The sequence below is a fragment of the Streptomyces sp. WM6386 genome (assembly GCF_000972385.1).
Taxonomy (GTDB): domain Bacteria; phylum Actinomycetota; class Actinomycetes; order Streptomycetales; family Streptomycetaceae; genus Streptomyces.
In genome coordinates, this window is the sequence record NZ_JXTE01000045.1 from 1 (window position 1) to 16611 (window position 16611).

The 16611-nt window shown below is 70.8% G+C and carries 13 protein-coding genes, 1 pseudogene and 1 riboswitch; of the genes and pseudogenes, 6 read left to right on the forward strand and 8 right to left on the reverse strand.

Features of this window, described 5'->3' with window-relative positions; all coding sequences use genetic code 11:
- Positions 1-1176: pseudogene (locus tag TN53_RS47420) on the reverse strand (hypothetical protein); the annotation flags it as partial.
- 218 nt (positions 1177-1394) lie between these two features.
- Here TN53_RS47420 and TN53_RS25500 point away from each other — a divergent pair.
- Positions 1395-1892, forward strand: coding sequence for a DUF6668 family protein (locus tag TN53_RS25500; RefSeq protein ID WP_046260979.1), 498 nt, complete (start codon positions 1395-1397; stop codon positions 1890-1892).
- Positions 1893-1983: 91 nt separating this feature from the next.
- Complete coding sequence (locus TN53_RS25505; RefSeq protein WP_046260980.1) at positions 1984-2568, forward strand: flavodoxin family protein; 585 nt, start codon at positions 1984-1986, stop codon at positions 2566-2568.
- Between the two features lie 7 nt (positions 2569-2575).
- Here the strand turns inward: TN53_RS25505 and TN53_RS25510 are convergent, their stop codons facing one another.
- The 5 genes from TN53_RS25510 to TN53_RS25530 all read right to left on the reverse strand — a co-directional run bounded on the left by TN53_RS25510 (position 2576) and on the right by TN53_RS25530 (position 8073).
- Positions 2576-3445: an ABC transporter permease gene (locus tag TN53_RS25510; RefSeq protein WP_046260981.1), complete on the reverse strand. Its 870-nt coding sequence runs from the start codon at positions 3443-3445 to the stop codon at positions 2576-2578.
- Positions 3432-4424 (reverse strand): ABC transporter ATP-binding protein, encoded by a 993-nt coding sequence (locus TN53_RS25515; protein WP_046260982.1) that lies wholly within the window; start codon positions 4422-4424, stop codon positions 3432-3434. The genes TN53_RS25510 and TN53_RS25515 overlap by 14 nt, the downstream gene beginning before the upstream one ends.
- 33 nt (positions 4425-4457) lie before the next feature.
- Entirely contained in the window at positions 4458-5681 is a 1224-nt protein-coding gene (locus tag TN53_RS25520) for a LolA family protein (RefSeq protein WP_046260983.1), read from the reverse strand.
- A gap of 249 nt (positions 5682-5930) precedes the next feature.
- Complete coding sequence (locus TN53_RS25525) at positions 5931-6932, reverse strand: CHRD domain-containing protein (RefSeq protein WP_234441707.1); 1002 nt, start codon at positions 6930-6932, stop codon at positions 5931-5933.
- A gap of 130 nt (positions 6933-7062) precedes the next feature.
- On the reverse strand, positions 7063-8073 hold the full coding sequence (locus tag TN53_RS25530) for a polyprenyl synthetase family protein (protein ID WP_046260985.1): 1011 nt from the start codon (positions 8071-8073) through the stop codon (positions 7063-7065).
- Positions 8074-8301: 228 nt separating this feature from the next.
- Here TN53_RS25530 and TN53_RS25535 point away from each other — a divergent pair, with 228 nt between their 5' ends.
- The 3 genes from TN53_RS25535 (at position 8302) to TN53_RS25545 (ending at position 12651) form a co-directional block, all read left to right on the forward strand.
- Entirely contained in the window at positions 8302-9783 is a 1482-nt protein-coding gene (locus TN53_RS25535; protein ID WP_420719125.1) for a peptide MFS transporter, read from the forward strand.
- A 28-nt stretch (positions 9784-9811) separates the two neighbouring features.
- Positions 9812-11809, forward strand: a complete 1998-nt coding sequence (locus TN53_RS25540) for a CocE/NonD family hydrolase (RefSeq protein WP_046260987.1) — start codon at positions 9812-9814, stop codon at positions 11807-11809.
- Positions 11810-12016: 207 nt separating this feature from the next.
- Positions 12017-12201, forward strand: a riboswitch (cyclic di-AMP (ydaO/yuaA leader).
- A gap of 3 nt (positions 12202-12204) precedes the next feature.
- Positions 12205-12651 carry a transglycosylase SLT domain-containing protein gene (locus TN53_RS25545; protein ID WP_046260988.1) on the forward strand — a complete coding sequence of 149 codons (447 nt, stop codon included), beginning with the start codon at positions 12205-12207 and terminating at the stop codon, positions 12649-12651.
- 148 nt (positions 12652-12799) lie between these two features.
- Here TN53_RS25545 and TN53_RS25550 read toward each other — a convergent pair whose 3' ends face one another.
- On the reverse strand, positions 12800-13612 hold the full coding sequence (locus tag TN53_RS25550; RefSeq protein WP_046260989.1) for an HAD family hydrolase: 813 nt from the start codon (positions 13610-13612) through the stop codon (positions 12800-12802).
- 512 nt (positions 13613-14124) lie between these two features.
- Here TN53_RS25550 and TN53_RS25555 point away from each other — a divergent pair.
- On the forward strand, positions 14125-15273 hold the full coding sequence (locus TN53_RS25555) for a glycoside hydrolase family 53 protein (RefSeq protein ID WP_046260990.1): 1149 nt from the start codon (positions 14125-14127) through the stop codon (positions 15271-15273).
- 115 nt (positions 15274-15388) lie between these two features.
- Here TN53_RS25555 and TN53_RS25560 read toward each other — a convergent pair whose 3' ends face one another.
- On the reverse strand, positions 15389-16576 hold the full coding sequence (locus TN53_RS25560; RefSeq protein WP_046261030.1) for an FAD-dependent oxidoreductase: 1188 nt from the start codon (positions 16574-16576) through the stop codon (positions 15389-15391).
- Positions 16577-16611: the final 35 nt, after the last annotated feature.

Below are 16611 nucleotides of genomic sequence, written 5' to 3' on the forward strand. Positions count from 1 at the left end.
GGGACCGGAAGTCGGCGCGGGACCGGAAGTCGGCGCGGGACCGGAAGTCGGCGCGGGACCGGAAGTCGGCGCGGGACCGGAAGTCGGCGCGGGACCGGAGGTGGGTGCCAGGCCGGAGGTCGGCGCCAGGCCGGAGGTCGGCGCTGCCCCGGGCGTCGGCGCGGGACCGGAGGTTGGCGCGGTTCCCGGCGTCGGCGCGGGACCGGAGGTCGACACGGGCCCGGCGCTGGGCTCAGGGCGGGCAGGCGGTGTGGGGCGTGGGGCGGTTTCCGGCCTGGCGTCCGTCGGCGGTGCGTCTTCCGGGGGTACGTCCGTCACCGGCGCGTCCATCACGGGCGGCGGCCCGAACTGGCCCATGGGGGGCGCGACCGTACCGGGCGCCGCGTCCGCCACCCACTCGGGCACGGCGCGCAGCCGGAACGTCGGCACGGCGTCGCGGGGCTCCTGGCCCTTCGGGTCCGGCAGGGCGCGGAGGGGGAAGGTCGGGGGCTCGGGGGTCTGGCGGAAGAGATGGGTGGGCTTGTCCCGAGGGGGCTGGTCGGCGGGCTCGGCAGAGCCGACCGGACCGGCGGGTGTGGCGGTGGGCAGCACGGCAGACGGGGTGGAGGCTCCGCCCGACTCGGCGGCCCCCGGCACGAAGTCGGCGGGCTCGGATCGCGGCGCAGGCTGAGCGGACTCGGCAACCCCCGGCGCAAAGGCGCCAGGCCCGGACGGCACCGCAGACTCGGCACGCACCCGACCCGACTCCCCCACGTACGACACCCGGCCCGACCCCTCCGGTCCGAAAGCCTCCCCCGGCTCCCCGGAACCCGGCACCGCGTACGACACCTGATCCGGCTCCCCCGGCTGCCTCGTCGGCAGCGGCACCCCACCCGGCACCCCCGGCGGAGCCGTCGGTACCGGCTCTGCCGTGAACCGGCTTGAGCCGTCCGCGTCGATGCGCAGGGCGAGTACGTAGCCGATGCGGTCGTCGTGGACCGTGGCGTGGACGGGGTGGCCGGTGGCGAGGACGATGCGGTGGAGGTGGTCGAGGACGCTCTGGTGGATCTCCTCGCCGGGGATCGGCGTCACCGGTACGCCGCCCACCGACGCGCCGGCCGGGCCGACCAGGACATCGATCGGCGCCGCCGCGAGCACGGCCTGCTGGTCCCGCTTCTCACGGCTGCGTCGCGACATCGTTCCCTCACTCGGATCCGTCGGGGAGTGGGTGGACGGCGTGTTCGAACTCCATGGTGCCTCCATCGGCCGCCGCCCTCCCGCTCCCCCGGCATCCAGAGCCGGTCGTACCCGTACTGTTGAGTAGTCTCTCCGCTCGCTCACGGTTCTCACGTCACCGTGGCGTCACAGGCTCGTCCCAGCCCGGCGGAGGGACGGCCCCGGAAAGGAGACCGTACGTGCAGCAGGCACAGGGACCGGAGATCTGGATCCGTGGTCCGGTGACCGTACCGGAGGGACCTGCGGGGCCCGCCGCCGCCCATGCCACCGCCCGGCGTTTCTCCTTCGTCGGCACCCATGGCGGCGCCGGTGTCTCCACGCTCGCCGCCGTCTACGGCGGCCACGACTGCGGGCGCGACTGGCCCGGCCCCGACGCTCCCCCGTCCGTGCTGCTCGTCGCCCGCACCCATGCGAGCGGGCTGGCCGCTGTCCTGCACACTCTGGACGCCTTTCGGCGCGGAGCGGCCCCGCACGGCCTCGACCTCGACGCCGTGGTGCTCGTCGCGGACGCCCCCGGCCGGCTGCCGAAGCCGCTGGCCCAGCACGTCAAGGTGATCGAGTCGCTGATCGACGTCTACCGCGTGCCGTGGGTGCCCGACTGGCGCCTCGGCGATCTCGGCGGCCGTCTCCCGCGCGAGACCGAGCCTCTGGCCCGCCTCACCGGCCGGTCGCGCTGACGGCGCTCCCCCGTCCACACACGACACCCCCTCGACAGATACTTGCATGCGCATATGATCGGCGTACGACGTCCATCACCTGGGGGATTCCATGACGCGCCGTTTCCTGTTCGTGCTCGGCAGCAGCCGCGACGACGGCAACACCGAGCTGCTGGCACGCACGGCGGCCGAACAGCTGGCCGACGACGTCGAGCAGCAGTGGATCGACCTCAACGACCACCCGCTGCCCGACTTCGAGGACCTGCGGCACGACAGCGACCATGCGCGACCGACCGAGGGGAACGTCGGGCTGCTGTTCGACGCCACCCTCGCGGCGACGGACATCGTGATCGCGTCCCCGCTGTACTGGTACTCGCTCTCCGGACAGGCCAAGCGCTACCTCGACCACTGGTCGGGCTGGCTGCGCACCCCCGGTGCCGACTTCAAGGGCACGCTCGCGGGCCGCACCCTGTGGGGTGTCACCGCGCTGGCGCACGAGGAGTTCGAGGTCGCCGACCCGCTGATCGGAACCCTGCACCACTCGGCCGCGTACATGCGGATGCGGTTCGGCGGGGTACTGCTCGGCAACGGCAGCAAGCCGGGCGACGTACGCGGCGACACGCAGGCGCTGGCCCGCGCGAAGACGTTCTTCGCCCAGGAGGCACCGCTCGCGCGTTTCCCGTACGACACCCCGTGACCGGCGCTCAGGCCGTGATGTCCTTCGTCGTGAACCTCGCCCATGCCGCCGAGCCGAAAACCGCCGCGTACAGAGCCTGGAGGCCGAGGTTCTTCACCAGGTCGTCCCAGTAGACGGGTTCGCGCATGAGGTCGGCGAAGGACAGCCAGTAGTGGGAGAAGAAGTACGGCTGGAGCGCGTGCAGCTGGGGGATCTGGTCGAGGATCTGGACCGTGATGAGCAGGCCCACGGTTGTCGCCATCGCGGCGATGCCGCTGCCGGTCAGCGTCGACACGAACAGGCCGAGGGCCGCCACGCCGGTCAGTGACGCGGCGACGACCAGGGCGATCAGGAAGGCCCGGCCGAGGCCTTCGCCGAAGCTGATCTGTGTGCCGGAGATAGTGGTCAGATCCCCCAGTGGGAAGAGCAGGGCGCCGACCGTGAGTGCCGAGGCCGCGACCACCAGGGTGGCCACGAGGCAGAAGGTCATCACCGTCGCGTACTTGGTGAGCAGGAGGCGGGTGCGGCCGGCCGGGGCGACCAGGAGGTAGCGCAGGGTGCCGGCGTTCGACTCACCGGCTATCGCGTCGCCCGCGATGACGCCGATGGCCATGGGGAGGAAGAAGGGGAGGGTGGCGGCGAGTGCGGTGAAGACCAGGAACAGGCCGTTGTTGGTGATCTGCGAGACGAAGGCGGGGCCGCCGCCACCGCCCCCTCGGGGGCCGCCGTCGTCGCCCGTCTCGATCTTCACGGCGATGCCGACGAGGATCGGTACGGCCGCGAGGACGCCGAGGAGGGCGAGGGTGCGCCAGCGGCGGAAGGTGGTGATCAACTCACTGCGGAACAACCCGAAGGTCCACAACGGACTCGGCTTGACCAGGACCTCAGCTCGCGACATCGAAGCCCTCTCCCGTCAGCGCCACGAAGGCGTCCTCCAGCGAGGCCCGTTCCACTCCGAAGGCCCGTACGCGCACGCCCGCTCCCACCAATGCGGCGTTGATGTCGGCCAGTTCGCCGTCCGGGGGATCCGCGGTCACCCGGTCGTCGGCCACCACCACATCCGCGACGCCCTGTTCCTTCAGCACCCGCGCCGCGTCCCCCGTGTCCGGAGTCGTCACCACCAGCCGTCCGCGCGTCCCCGCCGCCAGGTCGGCCACCGGGCCCTGCGTGATCAGGCGGCCCTGGGCCATCACGGCCGCGTGGGTGCAGACCTGCTCGATCTCGTCCAGCAGATGCGAGGACAGGAAGACGGTCGTGCCGTCCGAGGCCAACTCCCGGACCAGGGAGCGGATTTCACGCATTCCCTGCGGGTCGAGGCCGTTGGTCGGCTCGTCGAGGACGAGGAGTCTGCGGGGTTGGAGGAGGGCCGCCGCGAGACCCAGGCGCTGTTTCATGCCCAGCGAGTACGCCTTGGCCTTCTTGCCGGCCGCGGCCGCCAGGCCCACCCGGTCCAGTGCCGTCGCGACGCGTGCGCGCCGGGTGCGGGGGTCGGCGGTCGGGTCGGCGGCGTCGTAGCGGATGAGGTTGTCGCGGCCGGAGAGAAAGCCGTAGAGCGCGGGGCCCTCGATGAGTGCGCCCACGTGCGGCAGTACGGCGCGCGCGGAGCGCGGCATGGGGCGGTCCAGGACCCGGGCCGAGCCGGAGGTCGGTTCGATGAGGCCCATCAGCATGCGGATGGTGGTGGTCTTGCCCGAGCCGTTCGGGCCGAGGAAGCCGAAGACGCTGCCTGCCGGGACGGTCAGGTCGAGACCGTCGACGGCGAGCTGCCCGCCGCGGTAGCGCTTGGTGAGGGCGCGGGTGTGGATGACGGTGTCACCCACGTCCGCGCTGTCACCGTCGCCCTCCGGTTGCGGCTCCGTGGCGGGCGGCTGGTCCATCGGCTCCCTCGATCCGTTGTGCGCGTGGGGTGGTTACTTGGCCTCGTCGGCCGCCTTCACCAGCGCGTCCTTGGTCACCGCACCGACGTAGACCTTGCCGTCGTCGGTGATCAGGGCGTTGATCAGCCGGGTCTTGAACACCGTGCCCTCGCCGAACTTGCCGCTCGCCTTGTCGCCGAGCGAGTCGAGGAAGCCGCCGAAGGCGCCGCCGGCCTCGGAGCCGGACGGGATGCCCTGGCCGCCGGTGTCGAAGGTGGCGATGGAGGTCCAGCCCTCGCCGATGACGTCGAGCCCGTCGGGACCGCCCGGGGCGAAGCCCTCGTCGCCGGAGAAGCCGCCGGAGTGGCCGGAGTGGCGCTCGGGTGCCCCGGCGGCGTCCTCCTCGGTGACCTTCGCGCCCTTGGGAGGCGTGAAGTCGAAGGTGGACGCGGCCGGCTTGGCATAGCTGATCTGGGTGAAGCCGGCGTCGACGACCGCCGCGCCGCCGCTCGCCGGGGTCAGCGTGAACTTCAGCGGCAGCCCGGTCTTCGCGTCCACGGCCACAGTGACCTGACCGACGGTGGACCCGGAGTCCTTGGGCTTGATGACGAGCCGGTAGGCATCGCGGCCCGCGACGTGCGCGGTGCCCTCGACGGTCACGGAGGTCGTGTCGTCGACCGCCTTGAGGGCGTCCTCGGTGAGGTCCTTGGGCGTGGCCGGGACCTCTTCCCGCTGGTCCTTCCCGTCGCTGTCGTCGGCGGTGCCGTGGAAGACCTCGTTGGTCCCGCTGTCGTAGCCCCACACGTCCTTGCCGTTGTGGATGAGGCTGTACTCGGCGGCGTTCTCCAGGAGCGAGAGCTTCTGCTTGTCCTCGCCGTCGGCCGCGACCCGCAGGGTGTGGGTGCCGGTGGCGAGTGCGGTGAGCTTGGACGTCGGATCGGCCGACGAACCGTCACCCGAGCGCGATCCCGAACCGCCGCCGGTCAGGCTGTTCTCCAGCCCGCCGAAGTCCGGCAGCCCCAGATCCGTGGTGATCTTCACGGTGCCGGACAGCCGCTCCACGTCCGACGCGGCGATCTTCTCGATGAGTTGCTGTGCGCTGATCTTCGGCAGGTCGGGGTCGCCGGAATCGGCGAGCGCCGGGACCAGCCCGATGGTCGCCGCGGCCACTCCCACGACCGCGACCGGGACGACGTACCGCGCGGCCTTGCGCCGCCCGGCGCGCAGGTCGTCGCTCTCGTCCGGCGTCGTGCTGTCGTCGGATCCGTACGGTGCCATGTGTGCCCTACCTCCGTGATAGGCGGCGGCTTCCAACTGCTCCACTCGTCCACCCCGTAGCCGCCATTCTCACCCGAATCGGTGAGGAGTGGTGTTTTCCCGTGGTTCCCATCTGACCAAATCCGTCAGGGCGATACGTCAGCCCCCGGGCTCAACTCCACGTACACCTGCGGTATGACACATGGAGGCGGCGCCTCCCCCGACCCGTAGGGGTCGCGTAGGAAGACGCCGCTCGTGTACGTCGGTGGATCAGCCGCGCAGGAACACGTAGTCCGCCTGGTACGGCACGCCGACGATCGCACCGGGTGTGCAGGAGCCGGTCGGGGCGACGCCGCCGACGGTGTTCAGGCGCAGGATCTCGGTGGTGTCGGCGAGCAGGCCGTGGTGCTTGCCGGACCGGGTGGCCTTCAGGTCGAGCTCGGGGATGTTCCCGTCGCCGTTCGGCGTGCGGGAGATGACCGAGCCGGTGACCGCGCTGCCGTCCCGCGCGATCCATTGCGGGGTACCGGAGTTGGGCTCGACGAAGGAGTGCGCGATGTGGCCGGCGAGCACGGCGCTGACGTCCCGCTGGGCGAAGGCGTACCCGCCGCCCTCGGCCGGCTTGCACTCATAGATCTGCCGGCCCTCGACGACGGACGCCTGGAAGTTGCGCAGCGCGTCCCGGAAGTCGAAGCCGGCGACGGTGACCTGGTGGAGCTGGCCGCGGACGGCTCCGCCGGGGAACTCGGCGGTGTGCAGGTTGGCGTAGAACGCGCCGGGGTCGGACTTCAGGGCGTCGAGCAGCGCGCCGTCCTTCACCTTCACGGTGCCGGTGACGCTGTGCCCCTTGGCCTTGTCGAGCAGCTTGGTGAAGTCGACCTTGACGCCGCCGTTGGCGCCCTTGGCGCCCTGGTGGATGTGGAGCAGGGTGGGCCTGCCGGTGCCGCGCCAGGTCACGGCTACGGACACCTTGTCGCCCTTGACCTTGATGAACTCCAGTGCGGCGCCGTCCTTGTCGTTCACGGCGGGGCCGCCCTGGACGGGCACCTCGTTGGCGCCCCGGAGGCTCGCGGCGAGGATCGTGCCGCCGCTGCCGCCGAGGACGCCGCTCCGACTGACGATGCTCTCGCCGCCCGAGTGGCCCACGTGGTCGACGCGGTCACCTCCGGCGGCGAAGGCGGGAATCACCGTGGCGGCGACACCACCGGCGGCGGCCACCGCGACGGCGGTGACGACGAGGCTCTTACGGCGCTTGGAGAACGTCGCTTTCATGCCCATGATTCTTTTGTCTCCCCGTATTGCAGCTGACGCCCCCTGCGTCAGCTTCTGGGCATGAATACGGGGTCGATCTCAGATTGGACTCAGTCCAGATTGGTGACGTACGTCACATACGCCGGGCCTGTCAGCCCGCCCGGTGGACCACCGCGTCGCACATCTCCATGAGCGAGGCCTTCACATCGCCCTCCGGCAGCGGAGCGAGCGCCGCCCGGGCCTCCTCCGCGAACCGCACGGTGTCCCGCCGCGCCTGCTCCAGCGCGGGATGCGCCCGCAGCGCGGCCAACGCCTCGGCGTGCCGCGCGTCGTCGGTCAGGTCGGAGTCCAGCAGCTCGCACAGCGCGATGTCCTCCGCGAGGCCCAGCCGCGCCGCCCGCTCCCGCAGTCGCAGCACCGGCATGGTCGGGATGCCCTCGCGCAGATCCGTCCCCGGGGTCTTCCCGGACTCGCGGGAGTCCGAGGCGATGTCCAGGACGTCGTCCGCGAGCTGGAAGGCGACGCCGAGGCGCTCGCCGTACTGCGTCAGCACGTCGACCACCGACTCGTCGGCGCCCGACATCATGGCGCCGAACCGGCAGGACACCGCGACCAGCGAGCCGGTCTTGCCGCCGAGCACGTCCAGGTAGTGCTCGACCGGATCCCGGCCGTCCACCGGCCCCGCGGTCTCCAGGATCTGACCCGTGACCAACCGCTCGAACGCCTCGGCCTGCACCCGGACCGCCTCCGGACCGAGGTCGGCCAGGATGTGCGAGGCGCGGGCGAAGAGGAAGTCGCCGGTGAGGACCGCGACCGAGTTGCCCCACCGGGTGTTCGCGCTGTCGACCCCACGCCGCACGGACGCCTCGTCCATCACGTCGTCGTGGTACAGCGTCGCCAGGTGGGTCAGCTCCACCACCACGGCCGACGGCACGACTCCGGGGGCGTAGGGGTCGCCGAACTGGGCAGTGAGCATCACGAGCAGCGGACGGAAGCGCTTCCCGCCCGCCCGTACGAGGTGCTGCGCGGCCTCCGTGATGAAGGGGACCTCGCTCTTGGTGGCTTCGAGCAAACCCTCCTCGACGGCCGCCAATCCGGCCTGGACATCGGCTTCCAGAGCCTGGTCCCGCACGCTCAGCCCGAACGGCCCGACGACGGTCACGAGGGGTCTCCTGTCTGCTGGTGTCTACTGGCGATTACACGGTTTGTCGATAGGTCGCTGCCATCACTCAAGTCAGCGTATCCGGTCACGTTTCGATCACCGCTGCCGCCCACCCGTGCAGCACGGGCGGTATCGGATCACGACCGGTATGTTTTTGATCACCTGAAAAGAACGGATATCTGTCGACTTAGACGGAAGTAGTAGAGCGTGTCTCGAACAACCGTTGACGTGGATCCCGGCAGCCAACCCCCGCCCGAGGACGACACCGCCTTCTTCGGCCAGCCCAAAGGCCTGCTCACCCTCTCCGGTCTGGAGGTCTGGGAGCGCTTCTCGTTCCTGGGCATGCAGGCCATCCTCGTCCTGTACTTCGCCGACTCCGTGGCCAACGAGGGCATGGGCATGTCGGCCGGAACGGCCGCGTCCGTCTCCGCGGCCTACGGCACCCTCGTCTACCTCGTCTCGGTCGCCGGCGGCTGGCTCGCCGACCGGATCCTCGGCTCGTACCGCGCGGTGCTGTGGGGCGGCATCCTGATCGCCTGCGGCCACTACTCCATGGCCGTGCCGACCTCGACCATGACCTGGGTGGGCCTGGGGCTCATCAGCGCGGGCACCGGCCTGCTCAAACCCAACGTGGCCACCATGGTCGGCAGGCTCTACGCCACCGACGACGACCGCCGGGACGCCGGGTTCGCGCTCTACTACATGGCGATCAACATCGGCGCCTTCGCGGGCCCGCTGATCACCGGCTGGCTCGGCGACCACAAGGGCTGGCACTGGGGTTTCTCGGCCGCCGCGATCGGTATGACCTTCGGTCTGATCCAGTACGTCGCGGGCCGCCGTCACCTGGCCGGACGCAGACACTCGGCCGAGTTCGCGCTCGCGCCGCACGCGATGCGCCGGGCGGTGCGCCTGATCGTCCTGGGCCTCGTCGCCGTGGCGGTCGTCGCCGGTCTGCTCGCCGCCGCCGGCTGGCTGACCATGGACCGCTTCGTCGACCTGCTCACCCTGATCTCGGTGATCGCGCCGGTCGTCTACTTCGCGGTGATGTTCCGCAGCCCGCGGGTCACATCCGAGGAGCGCGGCCGCCTCAAGCCGTACATCGTCCTCTTCCTGGCCTCGACCGTCTTCAACTTCATCCTCTTCCAGGCCTACTCCACGATGATGCTGCTGGCCTCCACGAACGCCGAGACGGCCATCCTCGGCTTCGACTTCCCGGCCAGTTGGTACGCCTCCGCGCTCGGTGCCTTCGAGGTCGGTCTCGCGCCCTTCGTCGCCGCGCTGTGGGTCCGGATGGGCCACAGACAGCCGCACGCCTCCAACAAGATCGCGATCGGGGTCGTGCTGGGCGGTCTGTCGTTCCTGCTGATGGTCCTGCCGACCAGCGGGCACGGCGGCGACGACTACCTGATGTCCGCCTGGTGGATCGTCGGCTCGTACTTCCTGCTGGGCCTCGGCGACATCCTCCTGGAGACCTCCGGCATGTCGGCCACCACCAAGCTCGCCCCGGTCGCCTTCTCCAGCCAGACCATGTCCCTCTGGTTCCTGTCCCTCGCCCTCGCCAACGGCATCCAGGCCCAGACGGTGAAGCTCTACGACGACGTCTCCAAGCCGGCCTACTTCGGCGTCAACGGCGCGATCGCGGTGGCCGCGGGCCTCGCGGTGATGGCCGCCGCGCCGTGGCTGCGCCGCACCATGCACCCGGTCCACTGAAACCGACGGAGCCACTGGGGTCACGCTCATGCACATCCGTACGTCCTTCCCCTTCGACACGACCCACGAGGACCTCCGCATCCCGCTTCCGGACGGGACACAGCTGTACGCGCGCGTGTGGCGGCCGCTGACGGACGAGCCCGTACCGGCGCTCCTCGAGTACCTCCCGTACCGGCTTTCAGACTGGACCGCGCCCCGCGACTTCCAGCGCCACCCCTGGTACGCGGGCCACGGGTACGCCTCCGTGCGCGTGGACATCCGCGGGCACGGAAACAGCGAGGGCATGCCGACGGACGAGTACTCGGCGACCGAGCTGGCCGACGGGGTCGAGGTGGTCAACTGGCTGGCGGCGCAGCCCTGGTGCAGCGGCAAGGTCGGCATGTTCGGCATCTCCTGGGGCGGCTTCAACTCCCTGCAGATCGCGGCCCTCGCGCCCGAGCCGCTCAAGGCGGTCGTCACGGTCTGCTCGACGGACGACCGCTATGACAACGACGTGCACTACATGGGAGGTTCCGTCCTCGCGGTCGACATGCACGCCTGGGCGGCCACCATGCTCGCGTTCGTCTCCCGGCCGCCCGACCCGCGGTACGCGGGCCCGGCCTGGCGGGACATGTGGCTCAAACGCCTGGAGCGGGTCGACCCGTTCATCCACACCTGGCTGGCCCACCAGACCCGGGACGACTACTGGCGCCACGGCAGCGTCTGCGAGGACTACGGTGCGATCGACGCGCCGGTCCTGGCGGTGGGCGGCTGGCACGACCCGTACCGCGACACGGTCCTGCGGCTGGTCGGGCAGCTGCCGGCCGACCGCGTACGAGGGCTCATCGGCCCCTGGTCCCACCAGTACCCCGACCGCGGCCTGCCGCCGGGACCGGCGATCGGCTTCCTCCAGGAGACCCTGCGCTGGTGGGACCAGCATCTGAAGGGCGTGGACACCGGGATCATGCGGGAGCCGCTGCTGCGGGCGTACGTCAGCGACTCGCACCCTCCGGCCACGGTGTACGGGACCCTCCCCGGCCGCTGGGTCGGTGAGCCGGCCTGGCCCTCACCCCACGTCACGACGGTGTCGTACGGCCTCCAGGGCGCCCCTGTGCTGGTCCGTTCCCCGCAGCACACGGGCGTGGACGCCGGCCGTTTCTTCCCCTTCGGGAACGACGCCGATCTGCCGCCGGACCAGCGGGAGGAGGACGCCCGCTCGGCCTGTTTCGAGTTCGCGGTGGGTGCGGAGACGTGGGTGCTGGGGCGGCCGCGGGTGCGGCTGCGGCTGACCTCGGAGGTGCCGCGCGGGCAGGTCGTCGCCCGGCTCTGCGATGTGGCGCCGGACGGTTCGTCGACGCTGGTCACCCGGGGTGTGCTCAATCTGTCGGCGCGGCACGGGCGGGACCGGGCGGTGCCGTGGGAGCCGGGGGCCACCGAGGAGGTGACGTTCGAGCTGAACGGCATCGGGCACGCCTTCCCGCCCGGGCACCGCATCCGGCTCGCCGTCTCCTCCGCGTACTGGCCGTGGATCTGGCCGCAGGCCGACTCCGCGGCGGGGTTCGCGCTGGAGCCGGCGGGGAGTTTCCTGGAACTTCCGGTGCGATCCCGTGAGTCGGCGGGCGAGATCACCTTCGACGAGCCCGAACAGTCCGAGCCGCTCGGCGTCAACTTCCCGGCCACGCTGGACGAACCGCGCCCCGAGCGGCTGGTCGTACGCGATGTCGCCAAGGGTGAGTGGCGTCTGGAGGTCGACCCCCGGTACGGCGGCACGCGCGTGTACCCCGATGGTCTGGAGTTCACCGAGGACGCGCTGGAGACGTACACGATCGACGAAACGGACCCGCTGTCGGCGCGCACCCGCTCGGACTGGTCGATCCGGCTGCACCGGCCGGAGCAGGCGTGGGACACGACGGTCCGTACGCGCTCGGAGATCACCTGCGACGGGGCGGAATTCTTCCTGACCGTCAACGAGGTGGTCTGCACGGAGGGCGGAGAGGTGGTTTTCCACCGGACGTGGGAGAAGCGGATCCCACGGACGGCCGGTTAACTGCCAGTTGGGCATCTATGGTCGTTTTGCCCCTCTTGCGCTCGGCGGTGACTTGCCTCACTCCGCCACACCCGTCACCCCCGGAATTCAGCGCCCCATAAGCCGCACACCATGATCAACGGGTGTGATGTGTGAATCCGGTACTTGTTCCGGACATGTGCTCTCGCATACGTTCCCGGCCCAGGGCGGACGCCTAATCCTGCCGCCGCCCGGAGACCGCTCACTCACGAGAACACGTACGGCAGGAGCGGGGGACCCAGGTAAGTCGCCGTACCGGGATGTCTTCGGACAGAACCGGCACGGCTCGGGGTGAAGTCATGCCTTTTCGGCATGGCCGGGCAACTCCCGCCCGAACCCGACAGCTCACCTCGCAGGCGCCGGAGAGGAAATTCGTCATGCGTCTGTCCCGCAAGCTCGCCGTCGCCAGTACCGGCCTCGCCCTGCTGGCCCTCCCGATCGTCGGCGCGACCAGCGCCTCCGCAGCCACCCCGACCGTGGCCACGGCGACCTCGCTCGGCTACTCCAACACCCTCGACGGCTGGATCAGAGCCTCGCTCCAGGTCATGGCCCAGAACGGCATCCCCGGGTCGTACAACAGCATCTACCGCAACATCATCCGCGAGTCGTCCGGCAACCCCTACGCCATCAACAACTGGGACTCCAACGCGGCCGCCGGCACCCCCTCCAAGGGCCTGCTCCAGGTCATCGACCCCACGTTCCAGGCGTACCACGTGTCCGGCACCTCGTGGGACCCGTACGACCCGGTCGCCAACATCACCGCGGCCTGCAACTACGCGGCGCAGCGGTACGGGTCGATCGACAACGTGTGGGGCGCGTACTAAGCGCTCCGCTGGAAGTGCCGCGTTGCGCCGTCAGTCGGCTGCGGCACCGTCGTGGCTGGTCGCGCCCACGCGGCGGTAGCCGCACATGGACACAGCCCCGCGCCCCTGCGGGGCGCTGCCGAACCGCAGCGGGCTTCGCCCGGCCCGCTCAGGTCTTGCGGAACAGCCTCTCGAGGACGGCGGCGATGCCGTCGTCCTCGTTCGAGAGGGTGATCTCGTCGGCCACCGCCTTGAGTTCGGGGTGGGCGTTGGCCATGGCTACGCCGTGGGCCGCCCAGTCGAACATGGGGATGTCGTTGGGCATGTCGCCGAACGCGATGGTCTGTTCGGGGCCGAGGCCGAGGTGTTCGGCGGCCAGGGCGAGGCCCGTAGCCTTGGTGATGCCGCATGGCTGGAGTTCGACGGTGCCGGGGCCCGACATCGTCACCGTCGCAAGGGAACCGACGACTCCGCGGGCCGTCGCCGCCAACTCGTCGTCGGACAGGGCGGGGTGGCGGAGCAGGACCTTGCTGATCGGCTCGCACCACAGGTCGTCGCGGCGGTCGACCCGTACCGCGGGGAGGGTGGGGTGCGGCATCAGATACCCCGGCTCGATGAGCGTGAGACCGTCGACGCCGTCCTGGTCGACGGCGGCGTAGACCTGGCCGACCTCGGCCTCGATCTTGCCGAGCGCGGTCTCGGCCAACTCCCGGTCCAGGGTGACCGACCACAGCAGACGGTCCGCGCCGGCGTCGTACACCTGCGCGCCCTGCCCGCACACCGCGAGCCCCGTGCTGCCCAGGTCGTCGAGGAGCGGCCGCACTCTCGGGGCCGGCCGGCCGGTCACCACCAGATGCCGGGCCCCGGCCTCCGCCACCCGCGCGAGCGCGGCGAGCGAACGGTCGGAGAGCGTGTCGTCGCCCCGGAGCAGGGTTCCGTCCAGGTCAGTGGCGACGAGTGAATATGCGGTGGGTGCGGCCATGATCAGAGAATACGGATGGAAACCTCCATCGACTCGACGCGAACCGGACGGCTGCACCCTTCACATCCGTTGACGTCGGCTCCGGTTCGACGCTCAAGTGGAATCTCGCACCACCAGTTCCGTCGTGATGCGTTCGAAGGGCCGGCGGACGGAGGCGACGAACACCGCGTCAGCCGGCGCCGGTCACCGTCGCTCGCGGCGAGAGCCATTGAGTGCGAGCGCCCGGAACTCAGGTCGCGGGCACGGTGGTTGACGACGTAGCCGGTGGTTCGCGGCGCCCGTTCGTGTGGGCCTTCACGATGCGATCGAGGGACCACCGCACGCGGCGAGGCTCCCGCGCGGCTCTGTGATCGTGCACAGAAGAGAGGCCTTTCAACCCCTTGTCACGGGAGGGGGCTTCGGGTTACCTACTTGTTGCTCGCGGGTGTCCGGCGCTCGCGAGGTTGTGCACGATCACAGACCCACGGGGTGGTCACGTCACTTCGGCTTGATCACTTTGAAAGGAACCGAACATGCGCAGACGCAGTGTTCTCACCGCTGCGGGAGCCGCCGCACTGGCCGTCCCCGTGCTGGGGGCGGCACCCGCGGCCGCCTCCACGGGCGGTCACCGTGGGCTGGACATCCGGGCCATGGACATCTCCTCGCTGCCCAAGAACGAGGACCACGGCGCCGTGTACCGCACGGCCGACGGCCGCCGCGAGGACCCGATCCGTCTCCTCGCCCACGCGGGGATCACCCACGCCCGTCTGAAGGTCTGGGTGAACCCGGTCGACGGCTACAACGACAAGGCCCGTGTTCTCCCGCTCGCCCGCCGACTGAGACGGGCCGGCATCGGCATCTGGATCGACTTCCACTACTCCGACACATGGGCCGACCCGGCGCACCAGACCAAGCCGGCCGCGTGGGCGGATCTGGACATCACGGGTCTGGCGCGGGCCGTCTACGACCACACGGCCGACGTGCTCGGCGCCCTGAAGCGGCAGGGCACCCCGGCCGACCTCGTTCAGGTCGGCAACGAGATCAACGGCGGCATGCTCTGGCCCGAGGGCAAGAACTGGGGGAGCGACAGCGGAGGTTGGGGCAACCTGGCCGCCCTGCTGAAGTCCGGTCTGAGAGCCGCCCGCGACACCTCGCCGCGCATCCGCACGATGCTGCACATCGCCTCGGGCGGCGACAACGGCACGTCCCGCTGGTGGTTCGACACCGCCGTGTCCTACGGCCTCGACTTCGACATCATCGCCCAGTCGTACTACCCGTTCTGGCACGGCACCCTGGAGACCGCCGCCGCCAACTTCGCGGATCTCACCGCCCGTTACGGCAAGCCGGTCGTGATCGCCGAGACCGCCTACCCGTTCACGCTGGGCAGCGAGGACGACATCAACGACATCCTCAACAGCCCCTCGCAGCTGGCCCCCGGCTTCCCCGCCACCCCCGAGGGCCAGGCCGCCTGGCTGCGCGCGGTCGCCGACCTCGCCGCCGCCGTCCCCGGCGGACAGGGCCTCGGCTACTGCTACTGGGAAGGCGTGTGGACCTACCGCGCGGGCAGCGGCTGGAACCCACAGGACCCGGGATCGGGCAACGCGTGGGAGAACCTGGCGCTGTTCGACTTCGAGGACAAGGCGCTGCCGGGGCTGCGGACGCTGGGCCGCTACCGGTCGTAGCTCCCCTTTGTCCGTGTGACTGCCCCGGCTGGGAGCGTCACGCGACCGAGTACGCCAACCCGCCCGGGCTGATAGAGGAGTTCATGGCGTGGCAGCAGGCCCAGCTGCCGGGCGCCTAACCGTGCGCCGCCGCCAGATGCCTCACCAGCCTCGGTGAGGCGAACTCCGTACCGCACACGAACCGCATCACCGGCCCGTACGACGAGGCCGCCGGAAGTCCGGTGAAGTAGAGCCCCGGCACCGACGACACATATCCCGCGCCCAGTTTCGGCGCGCCCCGGCTCACCGCCAGTGCCGTACGGAGTTCATGGCCGAGGAAGTCCATCGCGGCGAGGTCGACGCGGTAGCCGGTAGCGGCGATGACGTGGTCGGCCGACAGCCGTTCCGTGCCGCCGGTGGCGGTGAGGACCGTCAGCGTGGGATGGCCGTCGGCCGCGTCCGCGCTCAGGACGCGACGGACCTCGCTGACCCTCACCCGGCCCTGGAAGCGGTCGCGCAGCCACCAGGCGCCGAGCGGGCCGAGGACACGGCGGACCAGGTAGTGGCGGGCCTGGGCCGGGAGGTGGCGGTAGGGGTGGGGGTAGTAGGTGAGCGCCCACAGGGACCAGGCACGGCCGAAGGGCGACTCCGGGCGGAGCCGGGGCTGGTGCCACGGGGGCTCGCCGAAGGCGACCCGGCCCCGGGAGACGACCCTGACCCGGGCGCCCGCCTCCGCCGCGAGGGCCGCCGTCTCCAGCGCGGACTGGCCTGCGCCGACGACGATCAGCTCCTTGCCCGCGTAACGGCTCAGGTCGTGGTGCTGGGAGCTGTGGGAGACCGGGCCCGTGGGGGTGGGTCCGTCACCCGTGGTCAGCTCGGGCGGCTGATGGGCCAGCCCCGCGAGTCCGGTGGCGACGACGACCGCGCGGGCGGTGAACGACTCTCCCGAGTCCAGCTTGAGTTCGAAGCCCTGGGAACCCCGGTCCACCGACACGACCCGCACCCGCTCCAGCTCGGGCACCAGCTTCTGCTGGAACCACTCGCCGTACGCGATGAAGGTCTCCACCGGGACGATGTCCTCGTCGGTCACCAGCCGCGGTATGCCCGCCGCGTCGCAGTAGTCGACGAGGGTGTGGCCCCGCTGGGGCGCGTCGAGGTCGGAGGCCGCCGGGGTCGACTTGAGGAGCATGCCGGCGGGCATGTGGTCGCGCCAGCTGACCATGGGGTCGCCGAAGACCCGGACGGGGATGCCGCGGGCCCTGAGATGGGCGGCGGTGGACAGGCCGTAGGGCCCGGCACCGATGACTGCTACCGGTCGGATCACGAAGTCCCTCCCCAGGAACGTCTCCACTTCGTGGA

Excerpts from the sequence above, each read along its gene's own strand:
- TN53_RS25505 (WP_046260980.1), top strand. The coding sequence starts at position 1,984 with ATGACGCGCCGTTTCCTGTTCGTGCTCGGCAGCAGCCGCGACGACGGC.
- TN53_RS25510 (WP_046260981.1), bottom strand. The coding sequence starts at position 3,445 with ATGTCGCGAGCTGAGGTCCTGGTCAAGCCGAGTCCGTTGTGGACCTTC.
- TN53_RS25515 (WP_046260982.1), bottom strand. The coding sequence starts at position 4,424 with ATGGACCAGCCGCCCGCCACGGAGCCGCAACCGGAGGGCGACGGTGAC.
- TN53_RS25520 (WP_046260983.1), bottom strand. The coding sequence starts at position 5,681 with ATGGCACCGTACGGATCCGACGACAGCACGACGCCGGACGAGAGCGAC.
- TN53_RS25525 (WP_234441707.1), bottom strand. The coding sequence starts at position 6,932 with ATGAAAGCGACGTTCTCCAAGCGCCGTAAGAGCCTCGTCGTCACCGCC.
- TN53_RS25540 (WP_046260987.1), top strand. The coding sequence starts at position 9,812 with ATGCACATCCGTACGTCCTTCCCCTTCGACACGACCCACGAGGACCTC.
- TN53_RS25545 (WP_046260988.1), top strand. The coding sequence starts at position 12,205 with ATGCGTCTGTCCCGCAAGCTCGCCGTCGCCAGTACCGGCCTCGCCCTG.
- TN53_RS25550 (WP_046260989.1), bottom strand. The coding sequence starts at position 13,612 with ATGGCCGCACCCACCGCATATTCACTCGTCGCCACTGACCTGGACGGA.
- TN53_RS25555 (WP_046260990.1), top strand. The coding sequence starts at position 14,125 with ATGCGCAGACGCAGTGTTCTCACCGCTGCGGGAGCCGCCGCACTGGCC.